This window comes from Sulfitobacter sp. BSw21498, from assembly GCF_006064855.1.
Taxonomy (GTDB): domain Bacteria; phylum Pseudomonadota; class Alphaproteobacteria; order Rhodobacterales; family Rhodobacteraceae; genus Sulfitobacter.
In genome coordinates this window covers 653,247-678,223 of record NZ_CP040753.1, presented here as the reverse complement: position 1 = coordinate 678,223, position 24,977 = coordinate 653,247, and the positions used below count along the sequence as shown (strand labels likewise).

The 24,977-nt window shown below is 57.4% G+C and carries 22 protein-coding genes; 14 read left to right on the top strand and 8 right to left on the bottom strand.

What is annotated here, in order from left to right:
• Nucleotides 1-124 precede the first annotated feature (124 nt).
• A complete protein-coding gene (locus tag E5180_RS03305; protein ID WP_138923148.1) occupies nucleotides 125-733 on the bottom strand; it encodes an outer membrane protein in 609 nt (202 codons plus the stop codon).
• Nucleotides 734-1,104: 371 nt separating this feature from the next.
• Between E5180_RS03305 and E5180_RS03300 the strand changes: the two genes are divergently transcribed.
• Both E5180_RS03300 and E5180_RS03295 read left to right on the top strand, forming a co-directional pair.
• On the top strand, nucleotides 1,105-2,469 hold the full coding sequence (locus E5180_RS03300; RefSeq protein WP_138923147.1) for a phospholipase D-like domain-containing protein: 1,365 nt from the start codon (nucleotides 1,105-1,107) through the stop codon (nucleotides 2,467-2,469).
• Complete coding sequence (locus tag E5180_RS03295; protein WP_138923146.1) at nucleotides 2,466-3,173, top strand: endonuclease/exonuclease/phosphatase family protein; 708 nt, start codon at nucleotides 2,466-2,468, stop codon at nucleotides 3,171-3,173. Before E5180_RS03300 ends, E5180_RS03295 begins: the two co-directional genes overlap by 4 nt.
• A 97-nt stretch (nucleotides 3,174-3,270) precedes the next feature.
• Here E5180_RS03295 and E5180_RS03290 read toward each other — a convergent pair whose 3' ends face one another.
• Complete coding sequence (locus tag E5180_RS03290) at nucleotides 3,271-6,690, bottom strand: indolepyruvate ferredoxin oxidoreductase family protein (RefSeq protein WP_138923145.1); 3,420 nt, start codon at nucleotides 6,688-6,690, stop codon at nucleotides 3,271-3,273.
• Nucleotides 6,691-6,808: 118 nt separating this feature from the next.
• On the opposite strand from E5180_RS03290, the gene E5180_RS03285 reads away from it, so the two are divergent.
• Nucleotides 6,809-7,279: an Lrp/AsnC family transcriptional regulator gene (locus E5180_RS03285; protein WP_138923144.1), complete on the top strand. Its 471-nt coding sequence runs from the start codon at nucleotides 6,809-6,811 to the stop codon at nucleotides 7,277-7,279.
• Between the two features lie 227 nt (nucleotides 7,280-7,506).
• On the opposite strand, the gene E5180_RS03280 is transcribed toward E5180_RS03285, so the two are convergent.
• Complete coding sequence (locus E5180_RS03280) at nucleotides 7,507-8,589, bottom strand: hypothetical protein (protein ID WP_138923143.1); 1,083 nt, start codon at nucleotides 8,587-8,589, stop codon at nucleotides 7,507-7,509.
• Nucleotides 8,590-8,626: 37 nt separating this feature from the next.
• Nucleotides 8,627-9,271: a transferrin-binding protein-like solute binding protein gene (locus E5180_RS03275; RefSeq protein ID WP_138923142.1), complete on the bottom strand. Its 645-nt coding sequence runs from the start codon at nucleotides 9,269-9,271 to the stop codon at nucleotides 8,627-8,629.
• Nucleotides 9,272-9,954: 683 nt separating this feature from the next.
• Here E5180_RS03275 and E5180_RS03270 point away from each other — a divergent pair.
• From E5180_RS03270 to E5180_RS03235, 8 genes are all read left to right on the top strand, one after another.
• Nucleotides 9,955-10,356 (top strand): nuclear transport factor 2 family protein, encoded by a 402-nt coding sequence (locus E5180_RS03270; RefSeq protein WP_138923141.1) that lies wholly within the window; start codon nucleotides 9,955-9,957, stop codon nucleotides 10,354-10,356.
• 186 nt (nucleotides 10,357-10,542) lie between these two features.
• On the top strand, nucleotides 10,543-10,884 hold the full coding sequence (locus E5180_RS03265) for a zinc ribbon domain-containing protein YjdM (protein WP_138923140.1): 342 nt from the start codon (nucleotides 10,543-10,545) through the stop codon (nucleotides 10,882-10,884).
• Nucleotides 10,885-10,982: 98 nt separating this feature from the next.
• Nucleotides 10,983-11,171 (top strand): hypothetical protein, encoded by a 189-nt coding sequence (locus tag E5180_RS03260; protein WP_138923139.1) that lies wholly within the window; start codon nucleotides 10,983-10,985, stop codon nucleotides 11,169-11,171.
• 645 nt (nucleotides 11,172-11,816) lie between these two features.
• Entirely contained in the window at nucleotides 11,817-12,095 is a 279-nt protein-coding gene (locus tag E5180_RS03255; RefSeq protein ID WP_138923138.1) for a hypothetical protein, read from the top strand.
• A complete protein-coding gene (locus tag E5180_RS03250; protein WP_138923137.1) occupies nucleotides 12,095-13,558 on the top strand; it encodes a TolC family protein in 1,464 nt (487 codons plus the stop codon). Before E5180_RS03255 ends, E5180_RS03250 begins: the two co-directional genes overlap by 1 nt.
• A gap of 17 nt (nucleotides 13,559-13,575) precedes the next feature.
• Nucleotides 13,576-14,934 carry a multicopper oxidase family protein gene (locus E5180_RS03245; RefSeq protein ID WP_138923136.1) on the top strand — a complete coding sequence of 453 codons (1,359 nt, stop codon included), beginning with the start codon at nucleotides 13,576-13,578 and terminating at the stop codon, nucleotides 14,932-14,934.
• 55 nt (nucleotides 14,935-14,989) lie between these two features.
• Nucleotides 14,990-15,724: a copper-binding protein gene (locus tag E5180_RS03240; RefSeq protein WP_138923135.1), complete on the top strand. Its 735-nt coding sequence runs from the start codon at nucleotides 14,990-14,992 to the stop codon at nucleotides 15,722-15,724.
• A gap of 92 nt (nucleotides 15,725-15,816) precedes the next feature.
• Nucleotides 15,817-17,118, top strand: coding sequence for a multicopper oxidase family protein (locus E5180_RS03235; protein WP_138923134.1), 1,302 nt, complete (start codon nucleotides 15,817-15,819; stop codon nucleotides 17,116-17,118).
• A 2-nt stretch (nucleotides 17,119-17,120) separates the two neighbouring features.
• Here the strand turns inward: E5180_RS03235 and E5180_RS03230 are convergent, their stop codons facing one another.
• The 3 genes from E5180_RS03230 to E5180_RS03220 are packed head-to-tail and all read right to left on the bottom strand — an operon-like array spanning nucleotide 17,121 to nucleotide 20,851.
• Nucleotides 17,121-18,068, bottom strand: a complete 948-nt coding sequence (locus tag E5180_RS03230) for a cation diffusion facilitator family transporter (protein ID WP_138923133.1) — start codon at nucleotides 18,066-18,068, stop codon at nucleotides 17,121-17,123.
• 39 nt (nucleotides 18,069-18,107) lie between these two features.
• Nucleotides 18,108-18,575 (bottom strand): DUF411 domain-containing protein, encoded by a 468-nt coding sequence (locus tag E5180_RS03225; protein ID WP_138923132.1) that lies wholly within the window; start codon nucleotides 18,573-18,575, stop codon nucleotides 18,108-18,110.
• The gene (locus E5180_RS03220) at nucleotides 18,572-20,851 is read right to left on the bottom strand and encodes a heavy metal translocating P-type ATPase (RefSeq protein ID WP_138923131.1); all 2,280 of its coding nucleotides are present in this window, start codon (nucleotides 20,849-20,851) and stop codon (nucleotides 18,572-18,574) included. Before E5180_RS03220 ends, E5180_RS03225 begins: the two co-directional genes overlap by 4 nt.
• Nucleotides 20,852-21,080: 229 nt before the next feature.
• Here E5180_RS03220 and E5180_RS03215 point away from each other — a divergent pair, with 229 nt between their 5' ends.
• Together E5180_RS03215 and E5180_RS03210 are read left to right on the top strand one after the other, a co-directional pair.
• The gene (locus tag E5180_RS03215) at nucleotides 21,081-21,506 is read left to right on the top strand and encodes a MerR family transcriptional regulator (RefSeq protein ID WP_138923130.1); all 426 of its coding nucleotides are present in this window, start codon (nucleotides 21,081-21,083) and stop codon (nucleotides 21,504-21,506) included.
• Nucleotides 21,506-21,829: a YnfA family protein gene (locus E5180_RS03210; protein WP_138925099.1), complete on the top strand. Its 324-nt coding sequence runs from the start codon at nucleotides 21,506-21,508 to the stop codon at nucleotides 21,827-21,829. The genes E5180_RS03215 and E5180_RS03210 overlap by 1 nt, the downstream gene beginning before the upstream one ends.
• Before the next feature lie 69 nt (nucleotides 21,830-21,898).
• Here the strand turns inward: E5180_RS03210 and E5180_RS03205 are convergent, their stop codons facing one another.
• Nucleotides 21,899-23,542: a Hint domain-containing protein gene (locus E5180_RS03205; RefSeq protein ID WP_138923129.1), complete on the bottom strand. Its 1,644-nt coding sequence runs from the start codon at nucleotides 23,540-23,542 to the stop codon at nucleotides 21,899-21,901.
• Between the two features lie 378 nt (nucleotides 23,543-23,920).
• Here E5180_RS03205 and E5180_RS03200 point away from each other — a divergent pair, with 378 nt between their 5' ends.
• Complete coding sequence (locus E5180_RS03200; RefSeq protein ID WP_138923128.1) at nucleotides 23,921-24,931, top strand: hypothetical protein; 1,011 nt, start codon at nucleotides 23,921-23,923, stop codon at nucleotides 24,929-24,931.
• Nucleotides 24,932-24,977: the final 46 nt, after the last annotated feature.

Genomic DNA, 24,977 nt, shown 5'->3' with positions numbered 1-24,977 from the left:
AATCTAAAAAGGCCGGAGGATAATCCTCCAGCCTTTTTGACTGGCACTTTTTATATATCATCTGCCGAAGAAATCGCGTTGCGACGCCCTCGGCAGATACACCGCCAGTTGTCAGCTTATCAGCTTAGAAACGGTAGGAACCACGAACGTTGAATGTGGTTACATCTGCGTCTGCACCGGAAACACCGCCTACGTCATCAAACTTGTGCTCGAGAAGTTCGGCACCAACGCTGTATTGCTCGGTGATTTTGTAATCCATGCCGATACCGTAGAAGGCACCGTCTTCGTCACCAATGGACGTGTCGGCACGAGCGTAACCGCCGGTTGCGTAGATCAGAGTGTTGCCCAGATCATAGCCGCCTTTGATTTTCGCACGAGCAACGGAGTCGATGCTGCCTTGGGTTACGCCGGCTGCGTCATCCAGGTCGATGTCTGTTTTGTCATAGTCGAGCTCGCCGCCCAGTACGAAGCGACCGAAGTCGTAGTTATAACCAGCGTGGAAACCGTAGGAACCGTTGTCGCCGTCAACACCAAAGTTGGTGTCGGCTTCGGAATAGCCCAACTGCAGACCTGTGTAGAAGCCTGTCCAGTCGCCGCCCAAGTTTGGTGCAGCAACGGGCGCGGTCATTACGGGCTCGATCACTGGCTCCGACAGGCTACCAGCGAATGCTGCGCCAGCGAATGCTGTGGATGCCAAAAAGGCTGCGGATGCAAGTTTCATAGTGCGTTTCATAATCGTAACTCCTCGATCAGTTTGTATCGGAGCGGGCGCTTCCCGCTTCATCGACACAACACGGCAGCTAAGCTCTGGTTGCAGGATTTCCCAATCACGGGTTGGTGATCGGTAATATGTTGCTCAAATGCACATTCCTTCGGCAGAGCACTACCGCCGTAGCCCCTTATAAATAACACCACGCAGGCGGTTTCACCGCACCCTGACACAACACTCGAAAATAAATTTTCCTAAAGCTGGAACCATACCCACGCGCACTGTAGTCAAAATTCGGCAAAAATGCTGCAAAATGTGGCGGCTAGACCGCTATGTGCTAGGTAGCTGAGCAGCCCGGATGGCGGGATTTTCTACGACTCAGGGGCAAAACGACCATGATTGCATTTCTCACCACTCATATAGAGGTTGTTGGCGTTATCCTGCTGACGCTTGGTGTGGCCTTTATTCTTTTGCAACAGCGCCGCAGCCCGCAATCAACGGCCGCGTGGATCCTGTTTTTGGTGGTCATGCCTTATGTTGCTGCTCCACTGTTTCTGGCACTGGGCTTCCGCAAGCAAGGGAAACGCTACGAGCCCATCCACTTTACTCAAAAGGAAGATCCACAAACTCCGGTGCATGCGCTTGACCAGATGTTCCAGAACTTCGGCCTGCCCCCCGCGCTAGAGGCGCAGCGGTTCAACCTGCATGAAACACCACAGACTGCCTACACCGCAGCGATGGAGCTGATCACCAGCGCGACACAGACCATCGATGTGCTGTTCTATATCGTTTCGGATGACGATACCGGTAATCATGTCGTCAATGCGCTGACCGAGAAAGCCCGCAATGGTGTAAAGGTCCGCTTGCTGATGGACCGGCTGGGCACGTTGCGCGGCCCCTCCAAGGCAGTCAAAGCGCTGCGTAAGGCGGGTGGCGAGGTTCTGTTCTTTTCGCCGATCCTGCAGTTGCCCAGCAGTGGCCACCTGAACCTGCGCAATCACCGCAAGATGATCATCGCCGATCACGCGCGCGTTTTTTCGGGCGGGATGAATATTGGCGAACACTATATGTCTGACCATCCCCACGCGGATCACTGGGTTGATCTGGCCTTTACCCTGGAAGGTCAGTCGGTGCAGACGTTTTGCGATGTGTTCCGGTCCGACTGGGAAGTCGCCTGTGGCGAAGATGTAGACCATATTACTACGCCCGCCCCCACAACGGCGGGCAATGCCACGGTACAGCTCATCCCGTCGGGCCCTGATATCGTCGAAGACCCGCTGCACGACGGGATCATTCGTGCGCTGCATCTGGCGCAAACCCGTATCTGGATCGCCACCCCGTACTTTGTCCCGACAGAGCCGCTGGCGAATGCGCTGCGCATCGCCGCGTTGCGCGGAGTCGATGTACGTATTCTGGTGCCGCATAAATCCAACCAGCATATTGCCGACTTCGCGCGCGGCGGGTACTTGCGCGATGCCCATACAGCGGGTGCTAAAGTCAAATATTACGAACCCGCCATGATCCATGCCAAGGCTGCGCTGATTGATGATGTGGGGCTGGTAGGCACTGCAAACTTTGATGTGCGCAGTATGCTTTTGAACTTTGAGGCGATGTTATTCGTTTATGACGCAAACAGCGTGGCAATCCTGTCGGATTGGTTCAAGGCCCGAGAGGCAGAGTGCCACGAAAACATGCCAAGTCCGCATCTGCCCCGCCGCCTAGCCGAGGGCGTCTTTCGCATAGGAGCACCGATCTTGTGACCCAGACCACCCTTCGCATCGCCAGCTATAACATGCGCAAGGCCATGGGCACGGATCGCAAGCGCGACCCGGACCGCGTGATGAGGGTGATAGAGACGCTCAATGCAGACATTGTCGTGCTGCAAGAAGCCGACATGCGGCTTGGGCCCCGCCCCTCGGCGCTGCCGGTGGATCAGGTGACCGCGCAAACCGGGCTGATCGCCGTGCCCGTCCCCAGTGAAGTCAGCATCGGGTGGCATGGCAACGCCGTTCTATTAAGCCCCGACGCAAAGCTGGTCGATGTCAAACACCTGAACCTGCCCGGGATGGAACCCCGCGGTGCGATGGTTGTCGATTTCGACCTCTACGATATCCCCATGCGCATCATCGCCACCCATCTGGGCCTTATGCGCAGATCGCGTCGCGCGCAGCTTTCAGCGTTGATCGCGCATCTGGATGAACAGTCTCAACGCCCGACGCTTATCGCGGGCGACATGAATGAGTGGTCGCTGAACGTCGGTCTTGGACGGCTGGCGCATCATTTTGAAATCTATGCTCCGGGCAAAAGCTATCACGCACGCCTGCCGCTGGCAGCACTGGACCGCATCGCGGTAGACGCCGCGCTGAACGTCACAGACGGCGGCGTATGCGAGACGGACGACGCCCGCCGCGCCTCGGATCACCTGCCGATCTGGCTTGATTTTACGCAGTCAGCGGGTCAGTGAATTCAGACACTTAACGCTGAAGCATAACATTATAAAACCACCGCATCCCACTGTTTTTATTTATTTTAAATCCGAAGTTAAACTGAACTATCAAGTTCTATTCTAGCGCCGCTCTCAACTGTAGCTCTTGCGCATGCGCGGCTTCGACAGCGGCGTGTTTTACCGGTCCGAAACCGCGTATATCCAACGGCAACGCCAGCAGCTTATGCACTACCTCACTGCGTGCATCATCAACCTTGGCCGGCAGCTCATCCATCAAATCTTCGTACCAGCGGATCAGGGCCACCTCTTCGCGGCGCTCTTGCGTGTAGCCAAACACATCCAGCGTCGTACCACGCAGCGGGCTGAGCTTCGCAAGGCCGGACAGCACAGGGGTGAGCCATCCACCGAAAGCACGCTTAACCGGGCGCCCGCGTGCATCCTTGCGCAAGGATACGATTGGCGGGGCCATGTGATAGTTGATCTTGAACCCCGGCTCGAACTCTTCCTCCAGCAGCGCGGCAAAGGTGGGGTCGCTGTGCAGACGCGCGACCTCGTATTCATCTTTGAACGCCATCAGCTTGTACAACGCCTTGGCGGCAACCTGCGTCAGATCTTCGGCGTGAGCGCGCGGAAGTGCGCTGCGGAATTGAGCTAAGCGATCAAGATAGCGCTGCGCATATCCGTCGTCTTGATACGCACGCAGCCGTTCAGCCCGGTCTGCGATAATCGCGGGGCTGTCCGCTGTCGGCTTTGTCTTTTGCGGCAAGGCAAGCGCATCGGGCGTTGCCGCCATAATGCGACCCAGATCAAAGGCGCGGTGGTTTTTGTTTATAGCCACGCCGTTCAATACAATCGCCTGTCGCAATGCCGCGTGGGATACCGGCACCAGCCCTTTTTGCCACGCGAAGCCCAGCATCATCATATTTGCAAAAACCGTATCGCCTAAAAACCGTTCGGCCATGGCGTTGGCGTCAAAACCAACAAGGTTCTCGCCCCCCACTGTAGCGCGGATAACCTCCTCACGCAGATCGGTGTGCAGCTGCGCATCGCGGTGCAGCACCAGATCACCCGTCGGCATTTCCGCAAGGTTCAGCACAACCTTGGTGTCGGCCCCATAATATACCGAGGCCTGCGCGGCTGAAGACACGACGATATCGCATCCAATCACGGCATCCGCCGCCCCGTGGTCAATACGCACCTGATGGATCGCATCGGGTGACGTCCCGATCCTGATAAAGCTCAGCACGGTCCCGAATTTCTGCGCAAAGCCGGTGAAATCCAGCACGCTTGACCCCTTGCCTTCCAGATGCGCCGCCATCGTGATCAACGCGCCCACGGTAATGACCCCCGTGCCGCCAACCCCTGTGACCAACAGGTCAAATGGCGTCTGCAACTTTGGCAATACGGGCGGGGTTATGTCGGACAGCAGCGCGTCGATATCCACCTCGGCACCGGTTTTCTTGCGCCGAACAGCGCCTTCAAGGGTCACAAAGCTCGGGCAGAAACCGTTCAGACAGGAAAAATCCTTGTTGCAGCTCGACAGGTTGATCTTGCGCTTGCGGCCCAGTTCAGTCTCCAGCGGCTCGATGCTCAGGCAGTTGCTTTCGAGCGAGCAATCGCCGCAGCCTTCGCAGACAGCCGGGTTGATGAAGGCAAAGCGTTTTGGGTCCTCCATCTGGCCGCGTTTGCGGCGGCGGCGTTTTTCGGTGGCACAGGTTTGCTCGTAGATCAGCACCGATACGCCTTTGACCTCGCGCAGGTCGCGCTGGACGATATCCATGTCTTCGCGCGAATGGAAGCTGGTGCCTTGCGGGAAATCAGCACGGTCGAATTTGTCGATGACATCCGACACCAGCGCGATCCGCGCCACCCCTTCGGCACGACACGTTTGGGCGATACCGGCCACGCTGATCGGCCCGTCCACGGGTTGCCCGCCCGTCATCGCAACCGCATCGTTATAAAGGATTTTATACGTTATATTCGTCTGTGCCGCGACCGCCTGACGAATGGCAAGCGAGCCCGAGTGGTACCACGTGCCCTCGCCCAGGTTCTGGAATAAATGCTTGCCACCGTTAAACTTGGACGCCACCACATGCGGCACGCCCTCGCCGCCCATTTGCGCATAACCGCCGGTTTCGCGGTCCATCCACCCCGCCATGACGTGACAGCCAATGCCCGATGCAGCCTGCGAGCCCTCGGGCAGTTTTGTCGATGTATTATGCGGACAACCCGAACAGAAATACGGCGTGCGCTTGGCCCCTGGCACGTTCAACAAAACAGGCGGCTTTTCAGTCAGCGCACGCGCCTTTTGCAGCAGGTTTTCATCCGGAAAGAACGCATCAAGCCGTTCGGCCACGACCGGCACCAATGCCAGCGGGCTTAGCTCTCCGGTCCATGGCAGCAGCGGATCGCCCGCCGCGCGGTGTTTGCCGACCATGCGACCGGGCTTGTGCCCCGGCCAATCGTAGAAATATTCCTTAAGCTGGCTTTCGATGATGCCGCGTTTTTCCTCGATCACCAGCACCTCTTTGGTGTCGGACACAAATGCCAGCGCATCCCGTCGCGCCAAGGGCCAGACCATCCCGACCTTGTAAATATCGATCCCCAAGCGCCGACACGCCGCCTCGTCCAACCCCAACAGACGCAGCGCTTCCATCAGGTCCAGATGGCCCTTGCCGGTGGTGACGATGCCAAAGATCGCGTCTTCCAGATCATAGATGCGCTTGTCGATCGGGTTGGCTTCGACAAAGGCTTCGACGGCACGCAGCTTATGTTCCAGACGTGTCTCGATCTCGGGGCTCGGCATATCAGAGCGGCGTACATGCAGACCGCCGGGCGGTGGAGTGAACTGCGGAAGAGTGAACGCGCGGTCAGGGCGCAGGATCACCGATTGCCCGCTTTCCACCGTTTCAGAGATCGCCTTGAAACCGACCCATGTGCCCGAAAACCGGCTAAGCGCCAGCCCGTACGCGCCAAACACAAGGAATTCGCCCACGTTTGCAGGGTTTAGCGTGGGCATCATCCACGTCATGAACGCCACATCGGACTGATGCGGCATCGATGACGACACGCACCCGTGGTCGTCCCCCGCAACAACCAGAACGCCGCCCTTGGGCGACGACCCATAGGCGTTGCCGTGGCGCAGTGCATCGCCTGACCGGTCAACGCCCGGCCCCTTGCCATACCACATGGAGAACACGCCCTCGACTTCGCAATGAGGGTCGAGCACCGCCTGCTGCGCGCCCAAGACGGCTGTCGCCCCGAGGTCTTCGTTTACAGCGGGCATAAAGGTGATATTATTGTCCTTCGTCACATCCCGCGCGCGCCAAAGCTCTAGATCGACGGCCCCAAGCGGCGAGCCGCGATATCCCGAGATAAACCCCGCAGTGTTCAGCCCCTGCGCCGTATCGCGCCGCGCCTGATCCAGCATAATCCGTACCAGCGCTTGCGTGCCGGTCAGAAACACTGTTCCTTCGGTCCGCGTATAGCGGTCCGACAGGGCGTAGGGGTAAAAGTCGTGGGTCTCTTTGGTCATAATGGCGATCCTTGGCTGTCATGACCATCAAACCACATTTCCGTGAAATATCTCTCCCCACTTGCACCCGATTGCGGAATGATCGAAAATTGTATTCGCATATGACAAGGAAGATGAAATGTCTGACCAGATGAACTTTGACGACCGCGACCGTCGGTTGCTTGATCTCTTGCAGCGCGATTGCCGTATCTCGAATGCCGAATTGGCCGACAAGGCAGGCATGTCCGCTTCTGCCTGCTGGCGACGGGTCAAGGCCTTTGAAGACGCGGGCGTCATCGAGCGGTATCGCGCGGACGTATCCCCGACCAAGGCAGGCAATAGTTTTCAGGCCTTGGTACAGGTGCAATTGGCCCGCCATAATCAGGAGAAACTGGCCGAGTTCATTAACGCAATTGCGCATCGCGCCGAGGTGCTGGAATGTTATGCCACGACCGGGCAAGCCGACTACCAGATGCGCGTCCTATGTCGTGACATCGCCGCCTATAACCGGTTTCTCGAAGATTTTCTGTTCCGTCTGCCAGCGGTCGAAAGCGCCCAGACCAACGTAGTGCTGCGCGAAATCAAGCGGAACACCAGCATCCCGATGTAAGCGGATATCGCGGATGGGAAAGCCGATATCTCGGTAAATTGCATCCTCGCTCAAGTGCTACCCACGCGAGGTCCCGACGCAACCAAAGAGATATCAACCCTGAGCTGAATACGGGCGCAGCTTGATCCGTCAAAAACCTCTTATAGACACATATGCCATTAGGGTTATTCGCTATGGGAAACGTAATATGTTTTCATCAGGAATTGAAATACAAAACGAAGGGAATATCAAAATGAAATAGATTTTATATCTACGCCAAACAGCACGCTGTTCTCATCATAAAACGCGACGTTCGAGTTATTCCAGGAATAACCGAAACTCACGGCGACATTCTTGTGAACCTGACTTTTTATATTTACTGCGTACTGATTGTCTTCTCTCGGTTCTCCGAAGTGCGAACCTCCCCCGAAATTCCCATATGAAATAGAAAGTGTTGTCTTTCGTTTTAATACGGGACGTGTGATCGACGCAGTCGCCCCCCATCGTGATGTGTGTTTTCCCGCGATTTCCTCGCCCCAACTTACACCCGTATAGATTGCGCCCACATCGGGCATGGCGCTCAGCAAACCAACGTTGAGATAACTTTTCGGATAGTCATCCCGGAACGATCTTTTGAACGCCCATTTTGCTTCGTGGTGCCCCCAGCCAGTCGCGAAGGCCTGCGATCCGCCAAGCGACGCGTACACTTCTTCGACGCTGGCGTTCTTCTTTTCGGCAACGCGCACGCCCGCGCAACTGTCGATCCAGGTATAAGACGCGACATGGCTGCCAAGGCACGCCGACGCCCCGACAGCGTGTTTTGACAGGCTGTGTTCGGGGGCGAATTCGTATGAGCCGTAGGCAGAAAATTTGAGAACATGCGCCGGTGCAACGCTGTACAGTAGCGTACCCATCGCCCTGGCACCCACGGTCATCCCCGCCTTGGCCTGATCTTCTTCGTCGGTGCGGAAGGTAAACTTTCCGATATTGAATTCGTCGCCGGGCAGACCGTTGTTGATGTTGGAATCGTAGCCGATCAACGGCTTGAGCCCCACGTAGGACAGCAGCTTCTGCGGCCCCCTTCCAGGTCGGTGCATCAAACCGTCATACCGCATAAGGCGCTTCAGGTAAGTCTCGTGTCCCGGCGGTTTGGCCTTGAGCACGCTAAAAAAGCTCAGACGCTGAGATCCCGATATCATCGCGGATTTCCATACTGGCAGAGGATCTGCCAAGGGCGCGGTCGCCAAGCCGCACAATAGAATAGCGGTGCCCGCTTTGAATAGGTTCAACAAATTAATTCTCAACATTTTTAGGAGGTTAAGGGGCGACATATGCCGCCCCCAAATTTTACTGAAGTTCCGGAGAGTATTATTTCTCTTCGACAATCCAGCCGCCGCCGACAAAGGAGCCATCGCTCTCGCCGTTGCTGAGGGTCGCCTCAATTTCGCCTACAGCGGCTTCTGCGTTGTCGCCCACGAACGCGCCGGTTGTTGTCCCTACCAAGGTAAGAGTTTCATCAGGGCCGTCGCCGGTTGTTTCAATCGTTCCCGTAAGATCGGCCGTCAGATCACCGCCAGAGATGGAGCCGTTAGCCAGATCAATTTGACCGCTTACGGTCATGTCTTCCTCGTTCGTTTGCAGATTCGTCATCGAACCGGTGATGGAGGAGCTGTCGAAGTCCGCAGTCAGATTGAGTGCCGCAACAACGGCGGGGTCTGCATCATTTTCCATGCGCTGCGCAAGGATTTCCTCGCTGTCGGCCACCCACAAACCGGCGACGCCGGTATATGTTGCCGAACCGGAACGCTGGGACATTTCCTCAGCGGTGGTGATGTTTTGGTACTCTTTCGTTTCCTCGTTGTAGTCGCCCACTACTTTTACGCGATCGATTACGGCGTCGGCTTTATTTACCAGCTCTTCATAGTCAGCAATACCGTTGCTGCTGCCGCATGCACTCAAGGCGACTGCGATGACAGGGGTAGCCAAGGCGAGTTTGAATGTTGAGAATTTCATGAAATATTCACTTTCTATACTTACGTTTATACACGTCGAAATTGAACAACTCCTGTTTTCCCCAGAGACTTCAGACGCACAACCCACAGTTCACAACCATTTGAACGAACGTATGTACTTGTTGCAGAATTGACACTCGTTTAAAGTGTACTGTGCTAATTCATAAATTGAGGGCACCGCGAAATACGGCACCCCCAAGTTGGTAATGAAATAGATTTTTAGCATCCATACTGTAGCGTCATTGCAATAAAACCGACGCGGAAAACTCAAAATCGAGAAATATAAGTTTCACAAAAAATGTCATCCATCTATACGCCCCATCGGTTAGAAAGGGTGATCGAGTCGATAACAATATACCTTGTCAAATATCTCTTTTTTAAACTCTCACGCAGGGCTGACCTGCGATCGATGAAAAGGTGTTACGATACCCTTTTCGACTCGTCTACCCCTGAGGGTATTATTTATCGCAAAAGTAGAATTATCGACGGATACCTCGGCGCGGGGGGCTAAAATTTGGCTCAGCGCGCAACCGTTCGGGCAATCATACAGACCTAGGCGCGTCAGCTCGAATAACGTCCTCCCGTATTTGCGGCATCCGACCGGGATATTGTCACTTTTGCCAGTTTCGCGGCTTTTGGTTTGGTGGCAAGGTGATAACAGCAACGTCAGATGGAGATGATCTCATGACACTCGACCCCGATCTTCTTGCCGCAGTCGACACCTATTTCGACGCGATCCATGACTGTGATATCCAAAAGCTGAACGCCGTGTTCCACCCGCAATCCAGCTTGTTTGATGCCGACAACGGATCGATCTTTGTAGAGCCTATAGACAGCTTTAGCCGCGACGTTGCGGGGCGTCTGTCACCGGCGTCCAAAGGCCAACCGCGTGAGGCCGAGGTATTGATGATCGACCACCTGTCGCCGATCAGTGCAACGGTCAAAATCCGTATTCGCGCGCATCAAAACATCTTTGTCGACCATCTTGGCTTTGTGAGGGGTGAGAATGGGTGGCAGATCGTTTCCAAGATCTGGCACCTCGAAGATACGCTGGGCGCGGCAGACGCGGATGACGAAAGCGCCTAAACCTCGATCAATCCCGCTTTGGCCAAGCGATGGGTCAACGCCCCCCATCCCTCGTCCCTCGTCCCCCGCGACAGGTCTTTCAACCCTGCGGATAGACAACGCCCAAACGCCAGTCAGAACCCTGAAACTTGATGGCGCAGAGTTTCCTCTGTGCTCCGGTTTGGTTTCGGGGTATCGAACGGTCCTATGAATGACACAGCTCCCCCATGCCCCGAATGCGCCTCGATCTACGTCTATCAGGTCGATGCCTTATTGAATTGCCCAGAGTGTGGACACGAATGGGGCGCTCAAGACCCCTCCGACACCGCGCCGGCCACCCGCGATAGCGTCGGGAATGTGCTAGAGGATGGTGACACCGTCACCGTGATTAAGGACCTGAAGATCAAAGGGTCTTCGTCCGTGGTTAAAGTCGGAACCAAGGTGCGCGGCATTCGGTTGGTCGACGGCGATCACGACATCGACTGCAAGGTTCCTGGAGTCGGCCAAATGGGTCTGAAATCCCAGTTCGTAAAGAAAGTGTTTGGATAGACGGCCCAAAAGGCTGGATTTTCCATCGCAAGGGCGAAGCTATCACGTGGCAGTCGCTGCTGCGTTCGACGCACCACACCGGGCTACAGACCACCTGAATGCCGGGCGTGGCAAAGCCCTTGGTCGCTTACACCGACAGTGCAGCCAAGCGGCTGATACAGATCACACCGAAGCGCATGGCCGGCAAACAGGATTTTCACTCGCTCATCACGCCAACATCCGAACGAAACGCTGCAATTCATAGCGTCGTCGCATGGTTCTTGGCGCAGGCAGAAAAACGAGCCTAGCCTAGCTGCAGATCAGAACTTTGCGGAGGGTCGAGTTCTAGTTCATGGCGCATGGCCCCAGGCTCAGACACAGCGTCAATCATGTGGGCCTTTGGCGGGTTTCTGCCACAAGTCGCCAAAGCTTCCAGCGCTGGACGCGTTGACAGATCGCTTTGTGTAAGGCACTGATTTGCCCATGCGTTGTCTTAAATCCATATCAAACCTCTTTCGCCTCGTTCTAGGCGCGGTATTGGTATGCGGCTTTTTGTTGCTGCCCCCCTCGTCGGCGCACGCGAACAGCGGGATGCACGAGGGTGCACATGCGACGCACCACACTGGGGCTGATTCTGAGATGGCCTTGAATCATGCGCAGCAAGCTGCGGTCGCTCAGCCTGCGCCCGACGACACACCTGACAGCTTTGAAGGTGACGCCTGCTGCGGCGGCATATGCATGACTGCTGCGCTTTGCGCATCGCAGCACGCTGAAGTGACAGCCGTTCAATCCGCCTGTTTCGCGCTCAGCTACCGGTCCATGGCCTCAGCCGACGCAACCAGCCAGCTGCGCCCCCCTCGAGCCTGACCTGATCGCCGCTGCATAGCGGCATTTGCGCCTGCGATACATTTGCGTCCGCGGGCAAGATCACCTAAATTTCAGGTCAAATATCCATGAAAACAGTATTGATTGCAGGGGCGATGTCCCTGACCCTTGGGGCTTGCGCAACCACGCTTCCACCCTTTCCCGATGTCACGACTGCCTATGTGCAACAGCCCACCCCCCTGCCCGAAGTCGCCGCGATGACCGCTGCTGACAGCAGCGCGCGTGGCAGCGCCACAACCGCCACTGAACAGCCCTTTGCAGGCTACCGCCGACGTGGCGTGGTGGAACCGCTCGACTGGCGACGGCTGAACGCGGAACAGGCACCGATGCAGGGGATGAACCACTGATGCGTTGGACATTGAAAACAGCCGCTGTCATCACGCCGCTCGTTCTTGGCGCCTGCACAGCCTCGACCTTGCCCGTCAGCTATTCCGCACGCGATGCGGGCTTTGCCGCCGTCGAGACGCGCACCTCCAAAGCGATTGGCAAGCGCACCGTTTGGGCGCAGTCGCAGTCCGAAACGGTGGCCACTTCGAAACAAGTCCGCGCCATGGTGCAGGGCAAGACAATTAACGCCGAAACCGCCGTGCAAGTCGCTTTGCTGAATAACAAGGGGCTACAGGCGTCTTACGCGCAGATCGGTCTGTCGGCAGCAGAAGCATGGCAACAGTCCACGCCTGAAAACCCTGTCGTCTCGGTTGGTCTTTTGGGCATCGGCGCGCCTGAGGTGGGGCTGTACCGGGCCCTTGAAAGCATGATCGCCGTCAACCTGCTGGATGCTCGCACTCGCAAACAGCGCATCGCCGCTGCCGAAGTGCAGTTCCAACAGGCGCAGATGCAAGCCGTCAATGACACGCTGGCACTGGCAAACGAGACTCGCGAAGCTTGGGTCAACGCCGTCGCGGCGTTCGAGACGGTGAGCTATCTGAAACGCGCCGCCATCACCACCGATGCGGCCGCAGAACTGGCGCAACAGCTTGGCAAAACCGGTGCTCTTAACAAGGCGGCACAAGCGCGCGAGCAGGCCTTTAACGCCGAGATGGCCGGTCAGGTGGCGCGGGCGCGGCTTGATGCGGAATTGGCTAAGGAACAGCTGACCCGTTTGATGGGGCTCTGGGGGCAAGACGTGGCGTATTACGTGCCCGATGCCCTACCCCGCGTGCCCAACACAGTGAATGGTCACCGCGGGATCGAACGGCTGGCGCTTGCCAATCGGGTTGATCTGGAAGTGGCGCGGCTGGGGCTCGCGGCCACAGCCAAGGGTTATGGGCTGACCGATGCAACCCGCACCTTGACCGACCTTGAAGTGATCGCCGGCGCAGAGATTGAACGCGAGGTAGAAGACGGCGAGATCGAGACCAGCATCACCCCGCAGGTCGAGTTCGAATTCGTCATCCCGATCTTCGACAGCGGCAAGGCGCGGATGCGCAAGGCAGAGCTGAGCTACCTTCAGGCTGCGAATGTGCTGGCTGAACAAGCGGTGAATGTGCGGTCCGAGGCACGCGCAGCAGCCACGGCCTATCGCTCAAGCCACCAGATTGCGCGGCACTATTCGGACGTGGTGATGCCCCTGCGGCGCACAATCAACGAAGAGGCGCTGCTGAGCAACAACGGCATGATCACCAGCACCTTCGACTTGCTCAATGACGCGCGCGAGAAGCTGTCGAGCGAGTTGGAAGCGGCTAACGCCAAACGCGACTTCTGGCTGGCCTCGGCTGGTCTGACCGCCGCGATCTATGGCGGTGGCAGCGGCGGCGGTGGTGCAGGCGCAGAGACGCAAATCGCCGCCGGTGGCGGTGCAGGACATTGAGACAGGAAAACAATCACATGATGAACAGACGTCAACTGCTAGGGGCCGGCGCGGCTGGGGCCACGCTTGTTTCCTCCAAAGCATGGGGCCAGACCATGAACATGGGCCTGCCCGAAGCCGCGGTGATGGACAGTGCCCTCACCCAGACCCCCACCCGCCCCACCAGCGGGCCTGACTACAATCCGGTCGTAACGCTCAATGGGTGGACTTTGCCGCACCGGATGAACAACGGGGTTAAGGAATTCCACCTTGTTGCAGAACCGGTCGAGCGCGAATTGGCCGACGGGATGGTTGCGCGTCTTTGGGGGTACAATGGCCAATCCACCGGCCCAACCATCGAAGCCGTCGAAGGCGACCGCGTCCGTATCTATGTGACCAACCGCCTGCCCGAGCACACAACGGTACACTGGCACGGGCTGATCTTGCCCTCGGGCATGGACGGTGTCGGCGGGCTCAGCCACCCCGGTATTCCGCCGGGCAAGACCTTTGTCTATGAGTTCGACCTGACCAAATCCGGCACCTTCATGTATCACCCCCATGGGGATGAGATGGTGCAGATGGCGATGGGTATGATGGGCATGTTCGTGGTCCACCCCAAAGACCCGGACTTCATGCGGGTTGATCGGGATTTCCTGATCATGCTGAATGCTTTCGACATTGATCCGGGCACCTACATTCCGCGCATCATGACCATGGCAGATTTCAACTTGTGGACTTGGAACAGCCGGATTTTCCCTGACATCGACCCGCTTGTGGTCAATCAAGGGGACAAGGTGCGCGTGCGCGTCGGCAACCTGACGATGACAAACCACCCGATCCACATGCACGGCTATGACTTCAAGGTCACCTGCACCGATGGCGGCTGGGTGCCGGAATCGGCGCAATGGCCCGAGGTGTCGATCGACATCCCCGTGGGTGCCATGCGCGCCTACGAGTTCACCGCAGACCATCTGGGCGATTGGGCGATCCACTGCCACAAGTCGCACCATACCATGAATGCGATGGGTCATGACGTGCCGACGCTGATCGGCACCAACAGTTCGAACATGACGCGCCAAGTCCGCCGCGTGCAGCCGGAATTTATGCCCATGGGCACGGCCGGCATGGCGGATATGGGCGAAATGTCGATGCCGCTGCCCGACAACACCGTGCCGATGATGGCCGGCTGGGGGCCGCATGGCCCGCTGGAGATGGGCGGCATGTTTTCGGTCGTGAAGGTGCGCCAGGGCATCGACGCGGACGATTACGAAGATCCCGGTTGGTACGAAAACCCACCGGGCACCGAGGCGTATGAATGGACCGGAGAGCTGCCGGACTTTGCGCAGAACCACAGTCCTAAAACACAAATCACGCCCAAACCTACCTCCAAGGGCTGAAGGGCCCTTGGAACACTATGAAAAACCACAATCACCAAAACTTACAGGAAAAACCATGAACAAACTTCTTATCTCGACCGCCCTGACACTGCTCCTTTCGGCCCCTGCTTTCGCTGCTGGCAGCCATGACGGCGGCCACGGCAATGATGGCCACGGCGACATGCATAAAGAAATGGCGATCGGCATGCCCGGTAAGGCAGACGCCGTCGACCGCACGATCGAAGTCACCATGCGCGAGACCGACGACGGCGAGATGATCTTTGAACCGTCCGAGTTCGACATCAAAAAAGGTGAAACCATCCGCTTCGACGTCACCAACAAAGGCGAGATCGAGCATGAATTCGTGATCGACACGATGGACGGCAATTCCGAGCACAAAGAAGCCATGGCCAAGATGGATATGGAGCATGACGACCCGAATTCTGTGCGTCTGGATCCCGGCATGAATGGCGAAGTGATCTGGACCTTCAGCAATGACGGCAGCTTTGAGTTCGCATGCCTGATCCCCGGCCACTATGAATCCGGCATGCACGGTCCGATTACTGTGGCGCAGTCAGACGAGGCCCCAGCGGCACCTGCTGTCTTCTCCACGGGCAAGATCAAAAAAGTCGACGCCAAAGGCAAAAAGGTCACCATCATCCACGGGCCGCTTGAAAACCTCGACATGCCGTCCATGACCATGGTGTTCAAAGCTGATGAGGCGCTGATCGCCAAGATGAAAGAAGGTCAGGACATCGCATTCGTCGCTGACCGCGTCAAAGGCAAGCTCACCGTCACACAGATGAAGTAAACCCAGCTTCGGGGCCGGTCACATTGGTCGGCCCCGAAAGCACTCTTTTTCCTAGCTAGCGCCAACTTTGAACTCATCCGGTAAGACACGATATGAATAGACGACAGTTTCTCGCGAGCGTTTCAGCCACAGCGATCTTCCCCCTGCCGGGATTGGCAGCTGGGGCTCCTTTCACGCTTAGGGCCGAACCCGTCACGCGGCAGATCCTGCCGGAAGGCGAAGGCAGAACCGCAATGCTGGGCTTCAACGGGTCGATGCCTGGGCCAGAGATCAGGGTGAAACGCGGCGAACGTATGACGGTGGAGGTCGAGAACGGTCTGGACGAAGGCACCGCTGTCCATTGGCATGGCATTCGGCTTGAAAACCGGATGGACGGGGTACCGATGATGACACAGGATCTGATCAACCCCGGCGACAACAAGACCTATAGCTTTGTGCCACCGGACGCGGGGACCTATTGGTATCATTCGCACTACATCTCGCAAGAGCAGGTCGCACGCGGCATGATGGGGCCATTGATCATCGAGGATGATCTGCCCCCAGATGTGGACCATGACATCACGGTACTTCTGTCTGATTGGATCATCGCCGAAGATGGCAGCCTCGTCGACGAATTCTCGGATATGCACAGCGTCGCCCACGCAGGCTATATGGGCAATTTCGCGCGGGGCTTCCTCTCGCAGGATGCGGTGAAAAAAACTGACCGTGTCCGGCTCCGTATTATCAACGCGGCCACAAACCGCATCTTTCCGTTGGCGGTTACCGGCGTCACCGGATCGGTCGTTGCACTAGACGGCATGGCACTTGAAACGCCGCGCAACTTGACTGACCTCGTGCTGGCCCCCGCGCAGCGGGCGGATCTGATCGTTGATATCACCGGTCCCGTGGGCTTTGACATGCAGTCGCGGCAGGGGTCCTACCGTCTGGCTGAGTTGGCAATCTCTGGTACAAACACAGATCGAAAGCCCAAACCGATTGCCCCGCTTGCAGTGCCGAACCTGCCAACGCCGGGCGACCCCAGCCAGCATCTGACGCTCACCATGATGGGCGGCGCTATGGGCGGGCGACACGGGGGGGCTAATATCTGGTCCTTCAACGATATCTCTGACCTGCACGACGACCCGTTTGCTGCGTTTGAGCGCGGCGAGACTGCGCGGATCACCTTCGCGAACGATACCGCATTCCCGCACGGCATTCACCTGCACGGCCACCATTTCTACGAGGTTGCCCCTGATGGTAGCCTCGGTGACCTGCGCGATACATCACTGGTTGCCGCAGGCGAAAGCAGGGATGTAATCTGCGTCTTCGACAATCCGGGGCGTTGGTTGATCCATTGCCACATGTTGAGCCACGCCGTCGGCGGGATGCGGACATGGGTCAAGGTCTCTGATTAGGGTCAGCTGTGCTCCGGCTTTGTGCCACCCGCCTTGGGTGGTTGCTCGTGACCAAACAACGATGCGCCGTCGTGCGCGCTGGCAGAGGTTTCAAATTCAAGGCTTGAATGGGAAATACCGAAATCAACCGCGAGCGTTCGTTTAAGCTCGCGCTTCACGGCGTCAAGTTCGGTCCAGTCCTGCCCCACCAACACGACATGACAATCAAGCGCCACCTCATGTTCTTGCATCTGCCATAGGTGCACGTGATGCACGTCACGCACCCCGTCCATTTTGGTCATCGCCTCGACGACTGCGGTGGCATCCATATCAGGTGGGCTGCCCAGCATAAGCATGCGGATCGGTCCGCCGATTTCGGTCAGCGCAAGATAGAGGATATACACAGCGATACCGATTGTGATCGCAGGATCGACCCAACGCAGGTCATACAGAATAATGAGCGTACCGCCGAAAATCACTGCGACCGAGGCCAGCGCATCTGACAGGTTATGCAAGAACAGCGCCCTGATGTTCACACTGTCCTTTTGCATGGAATAGGTCAGCAGCGCTGTCAGGGTATCAATCACAAGCGCAACACAGCCCAGAATGACCACGGTCCAGCCCGCCACTTGAGGCGGGTCGATCAGGCGCATTCCGCCCTCGTATATTAGGTAAAAGCCGACCAGAATCAGCGTGGTATAGTTGATAAGGGCGGCCACGATTTCGATCCGGCCATAGCCGAATGTCATGCGCGCATCCGCCGGCCGCCGCGCAATTTTGCGGGCGACAAACGCAATGACCAAAGAGGCCATATCAGAAAAGTTGTGAAGCGCATCGGCGACAAGCGCAAGCGACCCTGATAACACCCCGCCCACAATCTGCGCGACCGTGAGCAGCGCATTCGCCCAAATCGCGACCGACACTCTGCGATCACCGCTTTGCGGGTCAATATGGGCGTGATCTTGGGACATGGGGGCTACCTTTTTTTTCGGGAGAGCAATCGCTGCGCGTTACGCGGCTTCGTAGCTCGAGAACACTTCGGTGCTGCCATCGCGGGCGATCAAAAACACGTCATACGCTTCGCGCTTGGTCTCTGGCCCCATTCCCGGCGAACCATAGGGCATCCCCGGTACGGCGAGGCCAATGGCGTCTGGACGCTCGGCCAGTAGTTTGCGGATGTCAGCGGGCGGCACATGGCCTTCAATCATATAGCCGTCGATCTTTCCGGTATGACAAGACGCCATGTTCTGCGGAATGCCGTTGTCTTGCTTGTAGCGGATCAAGAGCGTTCCTAGGCTGCGTTCAGTCGTGACAGCAAAGCCCTCTTTTTCCAGGATATTGATCCAAGCTGAGCAGCACCCGCAGTTGGGGTCTTTCATCACGTGGATCGCAGGTTTCTCTTTGGCCCATGCCGCAAAGGGTGCGGCGGCGGCAAAGCTCGCAGTACAGGCCAACAAGCTGCGTCGTGTGAGGGTCATATCGTGTCCTTCCGAGGGTTCAAAATGTGGTTATTATAGGTTGTAGTGCGGCTGGCGGGTTCGGCCAGCCCATCAGCAACGGTTGGCCGGAAGAACAGCAGACGCAGCGCGTTCAACGTCACCAGAACGGTTGCCCCAGTATCAGCCAGGATCGCGATCCAGAGGCCCGTCACGCCGAGCATCGTCGTAACAAGGAATATGCCCTTTAGTCCAAGAGCTATGGCAATGTTCTGCCGGATATTGCCCATCGTCGCGCGGGCAAGCCGGATTTGGGAGGGTACATCTGTCACCCGGTCGCGCAAAATCGCTGCATCAGCTGTCTCGAGCGCCACATCGGTGCCGGACCCCATCGCAACGCCCACATGCGCTGCGGCTAATGCAGGCGCGTCGTTGATTCCGTCGCCGATCATCATGACCTTGGCCTCAGCCGCCAGGCTTTGAATGGCCGCGACCTTATCCTCGGGCATCAGCTCTGACCTATGGTCGATGCCAAGCCCTTCTGCGATAGAAAAGGCTGTGCGGCTGTTGTCCCCTGTAAGCATGACCGATGAAATTCCCAAGGCGTTCAACTGCGCCACCGCCGCTGCCGCATCGGCGCGCGGTTCATCACGCAGGGCAATGATGCCTTGAGCGACGTCATCGCGCAGTACGATCACCACGGTTTTGCCCTGCGCCTCGAGTGTTTCGACCTCGGCGCGCAAAGCCTCTGACAGCGCCCCGCGTTCTGCCGCCAAACGGGGTGAGCCCACGCAAATGGTAGCCCCTGCAATCACCGCCCTGGCCCCTTTGCCGGGCAAGGCGCGTGACTGTGTCGCAGTGGCGGGGTCGATCCCGTGCGCTTCAGCCGCGCTGCAAATAGCTTGGCCCAGCGGGTGGCTCGCGCCGCTCTCTACTCCGGCGGCAAGGGCCAAAAGACCTGTTTCGTCGCCGACGATGGTTCGCACATCGGTCACTTGCGGCTTTCCGTGGGTCAACGTTCCGGTCTTGTCAAAGGCCACATGCGTGACCCGCGCGGCCGCTTCAATCACTGCGCCGCCCTTCATCAACAACCCGTTGCGCGCCCCGGTGGACAGGGCCGAGGTGATCGACGCGGGCACCGAAATCACCAGTGCACAGGGGCAGCCGATCAGCAGCAAGGCCAGTGCACGATAGACCCATTCGTCCCACGCGCCTCCGAAGGCAAGCGGGGGCACGACGGCGACCAATACAGCCAAGCCCACCACGGCGGGCATATAGATGCGGCTGAACCGGTCGATGAACCGCTCGGTCGGCGCGCGGGCGCTTTCTGCCTCTTCGACCAGCCGCACAATTCGGGCGATGGTGTTGTCTGCCGCGGCTTTGGTGACGCGCACGCGCAGTAGGGCTTCGGTATTGATCGATCCGGCAAACACCTCCGCGTCCGGCTCTTTGAGGCGCGGCACACTTTCGCCGGTAACGGGGCTTTCATCGACGCCCGAAGTGCCGCTGACCACCTTGCCATCACAAGGCACCCGGTCACCGGGGCGCACCTGCACGATCTGCCCGACGCTGAGCGTCTCTGCCGCCACCTCGCGTGTCTTACTGCCCACTTCAAGCCGCGCCGCTTTCGGCACCAGCTTGGTCAGCGCACGGATGCTGTTACGCCCCTTCCCGGCAGAGACACCTTCCAGAAATTCGCCCACGGCAAAGAGAAAGACCACCAGCGCGGCCTCTTCCGGCTCTCCGATCACAAGCGCACCACTCGCGGCGATGGTCATCAGCATTTCGATGGTAAACGGCATCCCCACCCGCGCCATTGCGACCGCACGGCGGGCCACGGGAATGAGCCCAATCAATGTGGCCAGAACGAACACCCAGTGTGAAACCTCGGCTGGCAGGATCAACCGCGAGGCCCATCCCGTAGCAAGCAAGGCACCGCTGCCAAGCACCAAACGCGCTTTCGCAGTCTGATACCAATTAGGTTCTGGCGGTGCATCAGGGGCGCTGCGTGGCTCAGGCCCCGCCCCGTCATCGTCAGGCATCGCGTCGTCAGGCAGAACGAAACCGGCTTTCGGCTTTTCTGCCTTCGCCCCCTTCGGCGAAATGCCAAAACCAATGCCGCGCACCGTTTTCTCGATGCGCTCGGGCGAGGTTTCACCGTCGTTGAGCGTCAGGCGCAGCCGTTCGGACATCAGCGCAACATCGACCTCCGCAACCCCCGGCAAACGTTCCACCGCGCCGCGCACCTTGGCCGCGCAGGCCCCGCAGTCCATTCCCGTAACCCGCCATTCCCGTTGTACCGCCTTGCCGTCCGCCATCTTATCTTCCAATCTGATTCACCGTCAGAGGCAGACATACGACCTACAGCAACTGTAGCTTCAAGCGATATTTGATTTTTTTTTATCAGGCCCCGGCATTAGAGCACTGGGGACATAACGCCATTCAACGACGCCCACCTTGTGCGCAGCTGACGGGCGATTCTGACCTACAGGCTTGCGCGAAACGCCTCCAAAACCTACAACGACTGTAGGATAAAGGAGATCATACATGCTCGCCATTGGAACATTGGCAAAGCGCACCGGCACCAAGGTGCAAACGATCCGCTACTACGAACAGATTGGCCTTATGCCTGAACCCGGTCGCACCGAAGGCGGGCAGCGGCGGTACGAAAATACCCAGTTGGACCGCCTCGCCTTCATCCGCCATTCCCGCCAGCTTGGCTTTCCGCTTGAAGCGATCCGAGAGCTCCTGGGCCTGTCAGACTCGCCCGATCGTTCTTGCGCTGAGGTCGATGCTATCGCCCGAAGGCAGCTCCGCGAAGTCGAGGCGCGGCTTGTGCGGCTCGAGGCGCTCCGCGTTGAATTGCAGCGAATGATTGGTGCGTGCAATGCGGATCGGGTGGCCGACTGTCGCATTCTCGAGGTGCTGCGCGATCACGAGGAATGCCTTGCTGACCACGGGGCCGCCGCATGATGCCTGCCGCCCTGCTCTATCCGCTTGCGGCCTTGGCCGAGATCGCGGGGTGTTTTGCGGTCTGGGCGTGGTGGCGTGGTGCGTCGCCGCTGTGGCTGGTGCCGGGGCTGCTATGTCTGGCGGTATTTACGGGCTTGCTGGCGATGGTAGAGGCCGGTTTCGCCGGTCGGGCGTTTGCGGCCTATGGCGGCATCTATATCGCGGCATCGCTTGTGTGGATGTGGGTTGTGGAGGAGCAGCGGCCGGATCTTTGGGACGTTGCTGGCGCGGGCTTGTGCGTTCTTGGTGCAGGATTAATCCTTCTGGCACCCCGCGCGGGATAGACCACATAGGCACGCCGCTCTGACGACGGGACGGATAAGTCACCGCCGTCAGAGTGGCCCGCCCGCTTCTTACATGAGAAGTTGGGCTTCAAACCTTTTGGCAACCGTCCGCGCTGATTGGAATTTTTGCACCCCTTCGACAGAGTGCAATTCGGGGAATAGGGTAAAGATCTCATTTCTCTGGGCGTCGTACAGCCCTTCTAATGAATATTCGCCGGGCTGGAAGCTTTCAGTCCACGCGCCATTGGCCAGGATCACTTGGTGTTGTTCGCACATGATGTGAATGTAATTCACGCCAGTATACGCCTCGACCGTCGTAATGCCGGCTTTTCCAGTCATATGTTTCGCAGCGATTAGAACTTCGGTTTCCGACATGATCATCTGAACGGAACTGCCGGTCATGAGCATTCTGTGGTTCGGCGACACCAGCATATCGACTTCTGGGATGTTGGGCGCGATTGAACCGGCCTGAATCAGAACAGGGCGCAGCTCGGGGTGGCCTTGCAGGTGCTGCGCAGAAAGGGCTTTCGATCCTACCCAACAAACGGGTTGCAAGCCGCTGTCACGGGTAATCAGGCGATCACCTTCGCGAATGTCTTCTACGCGCACCTGACCACGGTCCGTTGCGATCAACGTGCCGGGGGTAAAGCAGATGACTTTAGGGGGCGGGCTGGCATCCTCAACGGAAGCAATTTTACCGATGTCGTCAAATACTACGCGCGTGCCATCATCCAAGAGAACAACGCCACCATCCTGAAGATCATCGTCGATGTCGTCATGCTTGTTTACGATCTGGCGCATTTGACCAGGAGTCAAAGTGAAGGTCTCTCCGCTTTGGAGCGTGACCGTCACTGGACCCTCGACATAAAGGATGTCGTTTATGTCTTGTCCGCTCGCAGACCCGTACGGAGGGTTCTTGCTTCCGCCGCTGCCACCTGTACCACCGCTTAAATACTTGCTCCCAGGAGCACCACCATACACGGTGTCGGTACCACCGCCCTGCCGACCGACGTAAAAGGAGTCGCCCCCGCCACCGGAGCCATAACCGGAACCAGAGCCGCCTTTCCCGCCAAACATGAGGTCCTCTCCCGCGCCGCCGTACAGGCTGTCGTTGCCAGAGCCGCCGAAGATAACATCGTCACCGTCATCGCCGCAGATAATGTCGTCGCCGGATCCACCGCTAATGGTGTCATCGCCATCGTTTCCGCGGATGACATCATCGCCCGATCCGCCGTAGATCAGGTCATCGCCTTTACCGCCGGAAATGCTGTCGTCACCCTTTTGACCGTAGAGGGTGTCGTTCCCGTTACCCCCCAGAACAACGTCATCTCCGGAACCGGCCTTGATGTAATCGTCACCATCACCGCCTGCTAGACGGTCATCACCCTTGCTGCCGTAAATGGTATCATCGCCCGCTTCGCCATAGAGCTTATCCCCAGCACTGCTGCCAGATCCGCTGCCGGAGCCGCTGCCGGAACCTCCGGTTATCTTATCGTTGCCGGCGCCGCCGTAAACAGTGTCTTGCCCCTTGCCGCCGTCGATGGTGTCATCGCCATCACCGCCGTAAATAACGTCATTGCCATCATCACCATCGATATCGTCATTTCCCGCCATACCGAAGACGGTATCATCACCGTCTTTGGCGTTGATGGTGTCACCATTAGAAGTGCCGTTGATGACGTTGTCTTGATCATTACCTCGGATATCGGTCATTTGATGAGCATCCTTTGAACCTAAAAATACTAGGTGTGACTTTGCAGCATGACTGCGAATTTGAAAAACTGGGGTGTAGAGAACTAAACTAATCTATAGCGTGCAGGAAAAAGCGCGCAAGAGCCATGAAATCAGCGGGCCAAGCCAAACGATGCGCAAAAAGGACTTTTATCTCTAATACGTTGATTTTAAACTGAAATAATGCACCATCATAGAATTGTGATACTTTTAAGGCAAAAGAAGAAACGTTTCTATTTCATACACAATAGCAATGAAACACTCCCGCTGTAATCAAAAAGAGGTAGATGCCGGCAGGTTATCCTTTTCGTTCCTAGCTTGATTCATTACACAGCGCCACCCGTACAGGTTGAATATCACGTGAATACGCCAGACCATCCAAACAAAAACCCCAAACCAAAGCGCCCGTCGGCAGATCATGCCGCACAGGCAGCAGAAGCTTTTTTTGGCAAACCCATAGAAAAAATAACCGCCCCCGGAGGGCGGGAAAGGGCGAGCGTCCGGATACATTTTCACGACCAACAGATCATCGCGTCATGGCGCGCTGACCCAAAACGCCGGCTAAGAGAAATTCGTATTCTAGAATATCTTTCACAGGCCGAGGCGGACGTTCCAGCTTTGCTCGGTGTACACGACGGCTGGACATTTCAAAGCGATGTGGGCAGCAGACGTCTGACAAGTGCATTGTTGCGACGGTCGGGCGCTGACAGAGATGACCTTGCTGTTGCGGCAATCGAAAGTCTGATGCGTATAAAGCGGACTATTCAAAAGGACTTCTTGCGCGAGACCCCCTCGATTGCGACCAATCCTGCGTGGGCGATGCGCTTTGCATCCGGACCGCGGCGTCTTGGACAAGCCCTAGATGCCCCTGCCCCCGAAATTGATGAAAACGCGCTCGCACATAGCATTCTAGGCTTGCCCGTAGAATTTGTGAAATGGGACGCCCGACCAGGAAACGCAGCCGTTTCAGATGACGGTAGGATCATATGGTTCGACTGGGAGGATTACGGCCGCAGAATTGGGATGGAGGATGCTGTCTTCCTTGTCGCCGACGAATTCTGGCCGTTTACAGCGGACAAATCGGTCGAACTTCTGGAGCAAACCGGCGTTTTGAAACAGCAAAATAGATCCGTTTTCTTCAGGTTCGCAGCGCTTCAGGCCATACATCGATGTCTCCTCATCGTAGACCAGCAACAAAAGTTCGGTTGGTACGATGCAGATCGCGCCAGACGGTATGATCGCATCGGCGTGACCAAAGAGCTCCTCGCGAACTGTATTAAAAATGCAGAATTTTTCGCAGCTCAGGATCAAAGGACCAAATCTTTGGCGCCCTGGCTTACAAGGCTGAGCACTTCATCGAAGGTGCTGTGAGTTCGAGGTACCGATGACGCGTAGGGATTATGCGCATCGGTGCGCT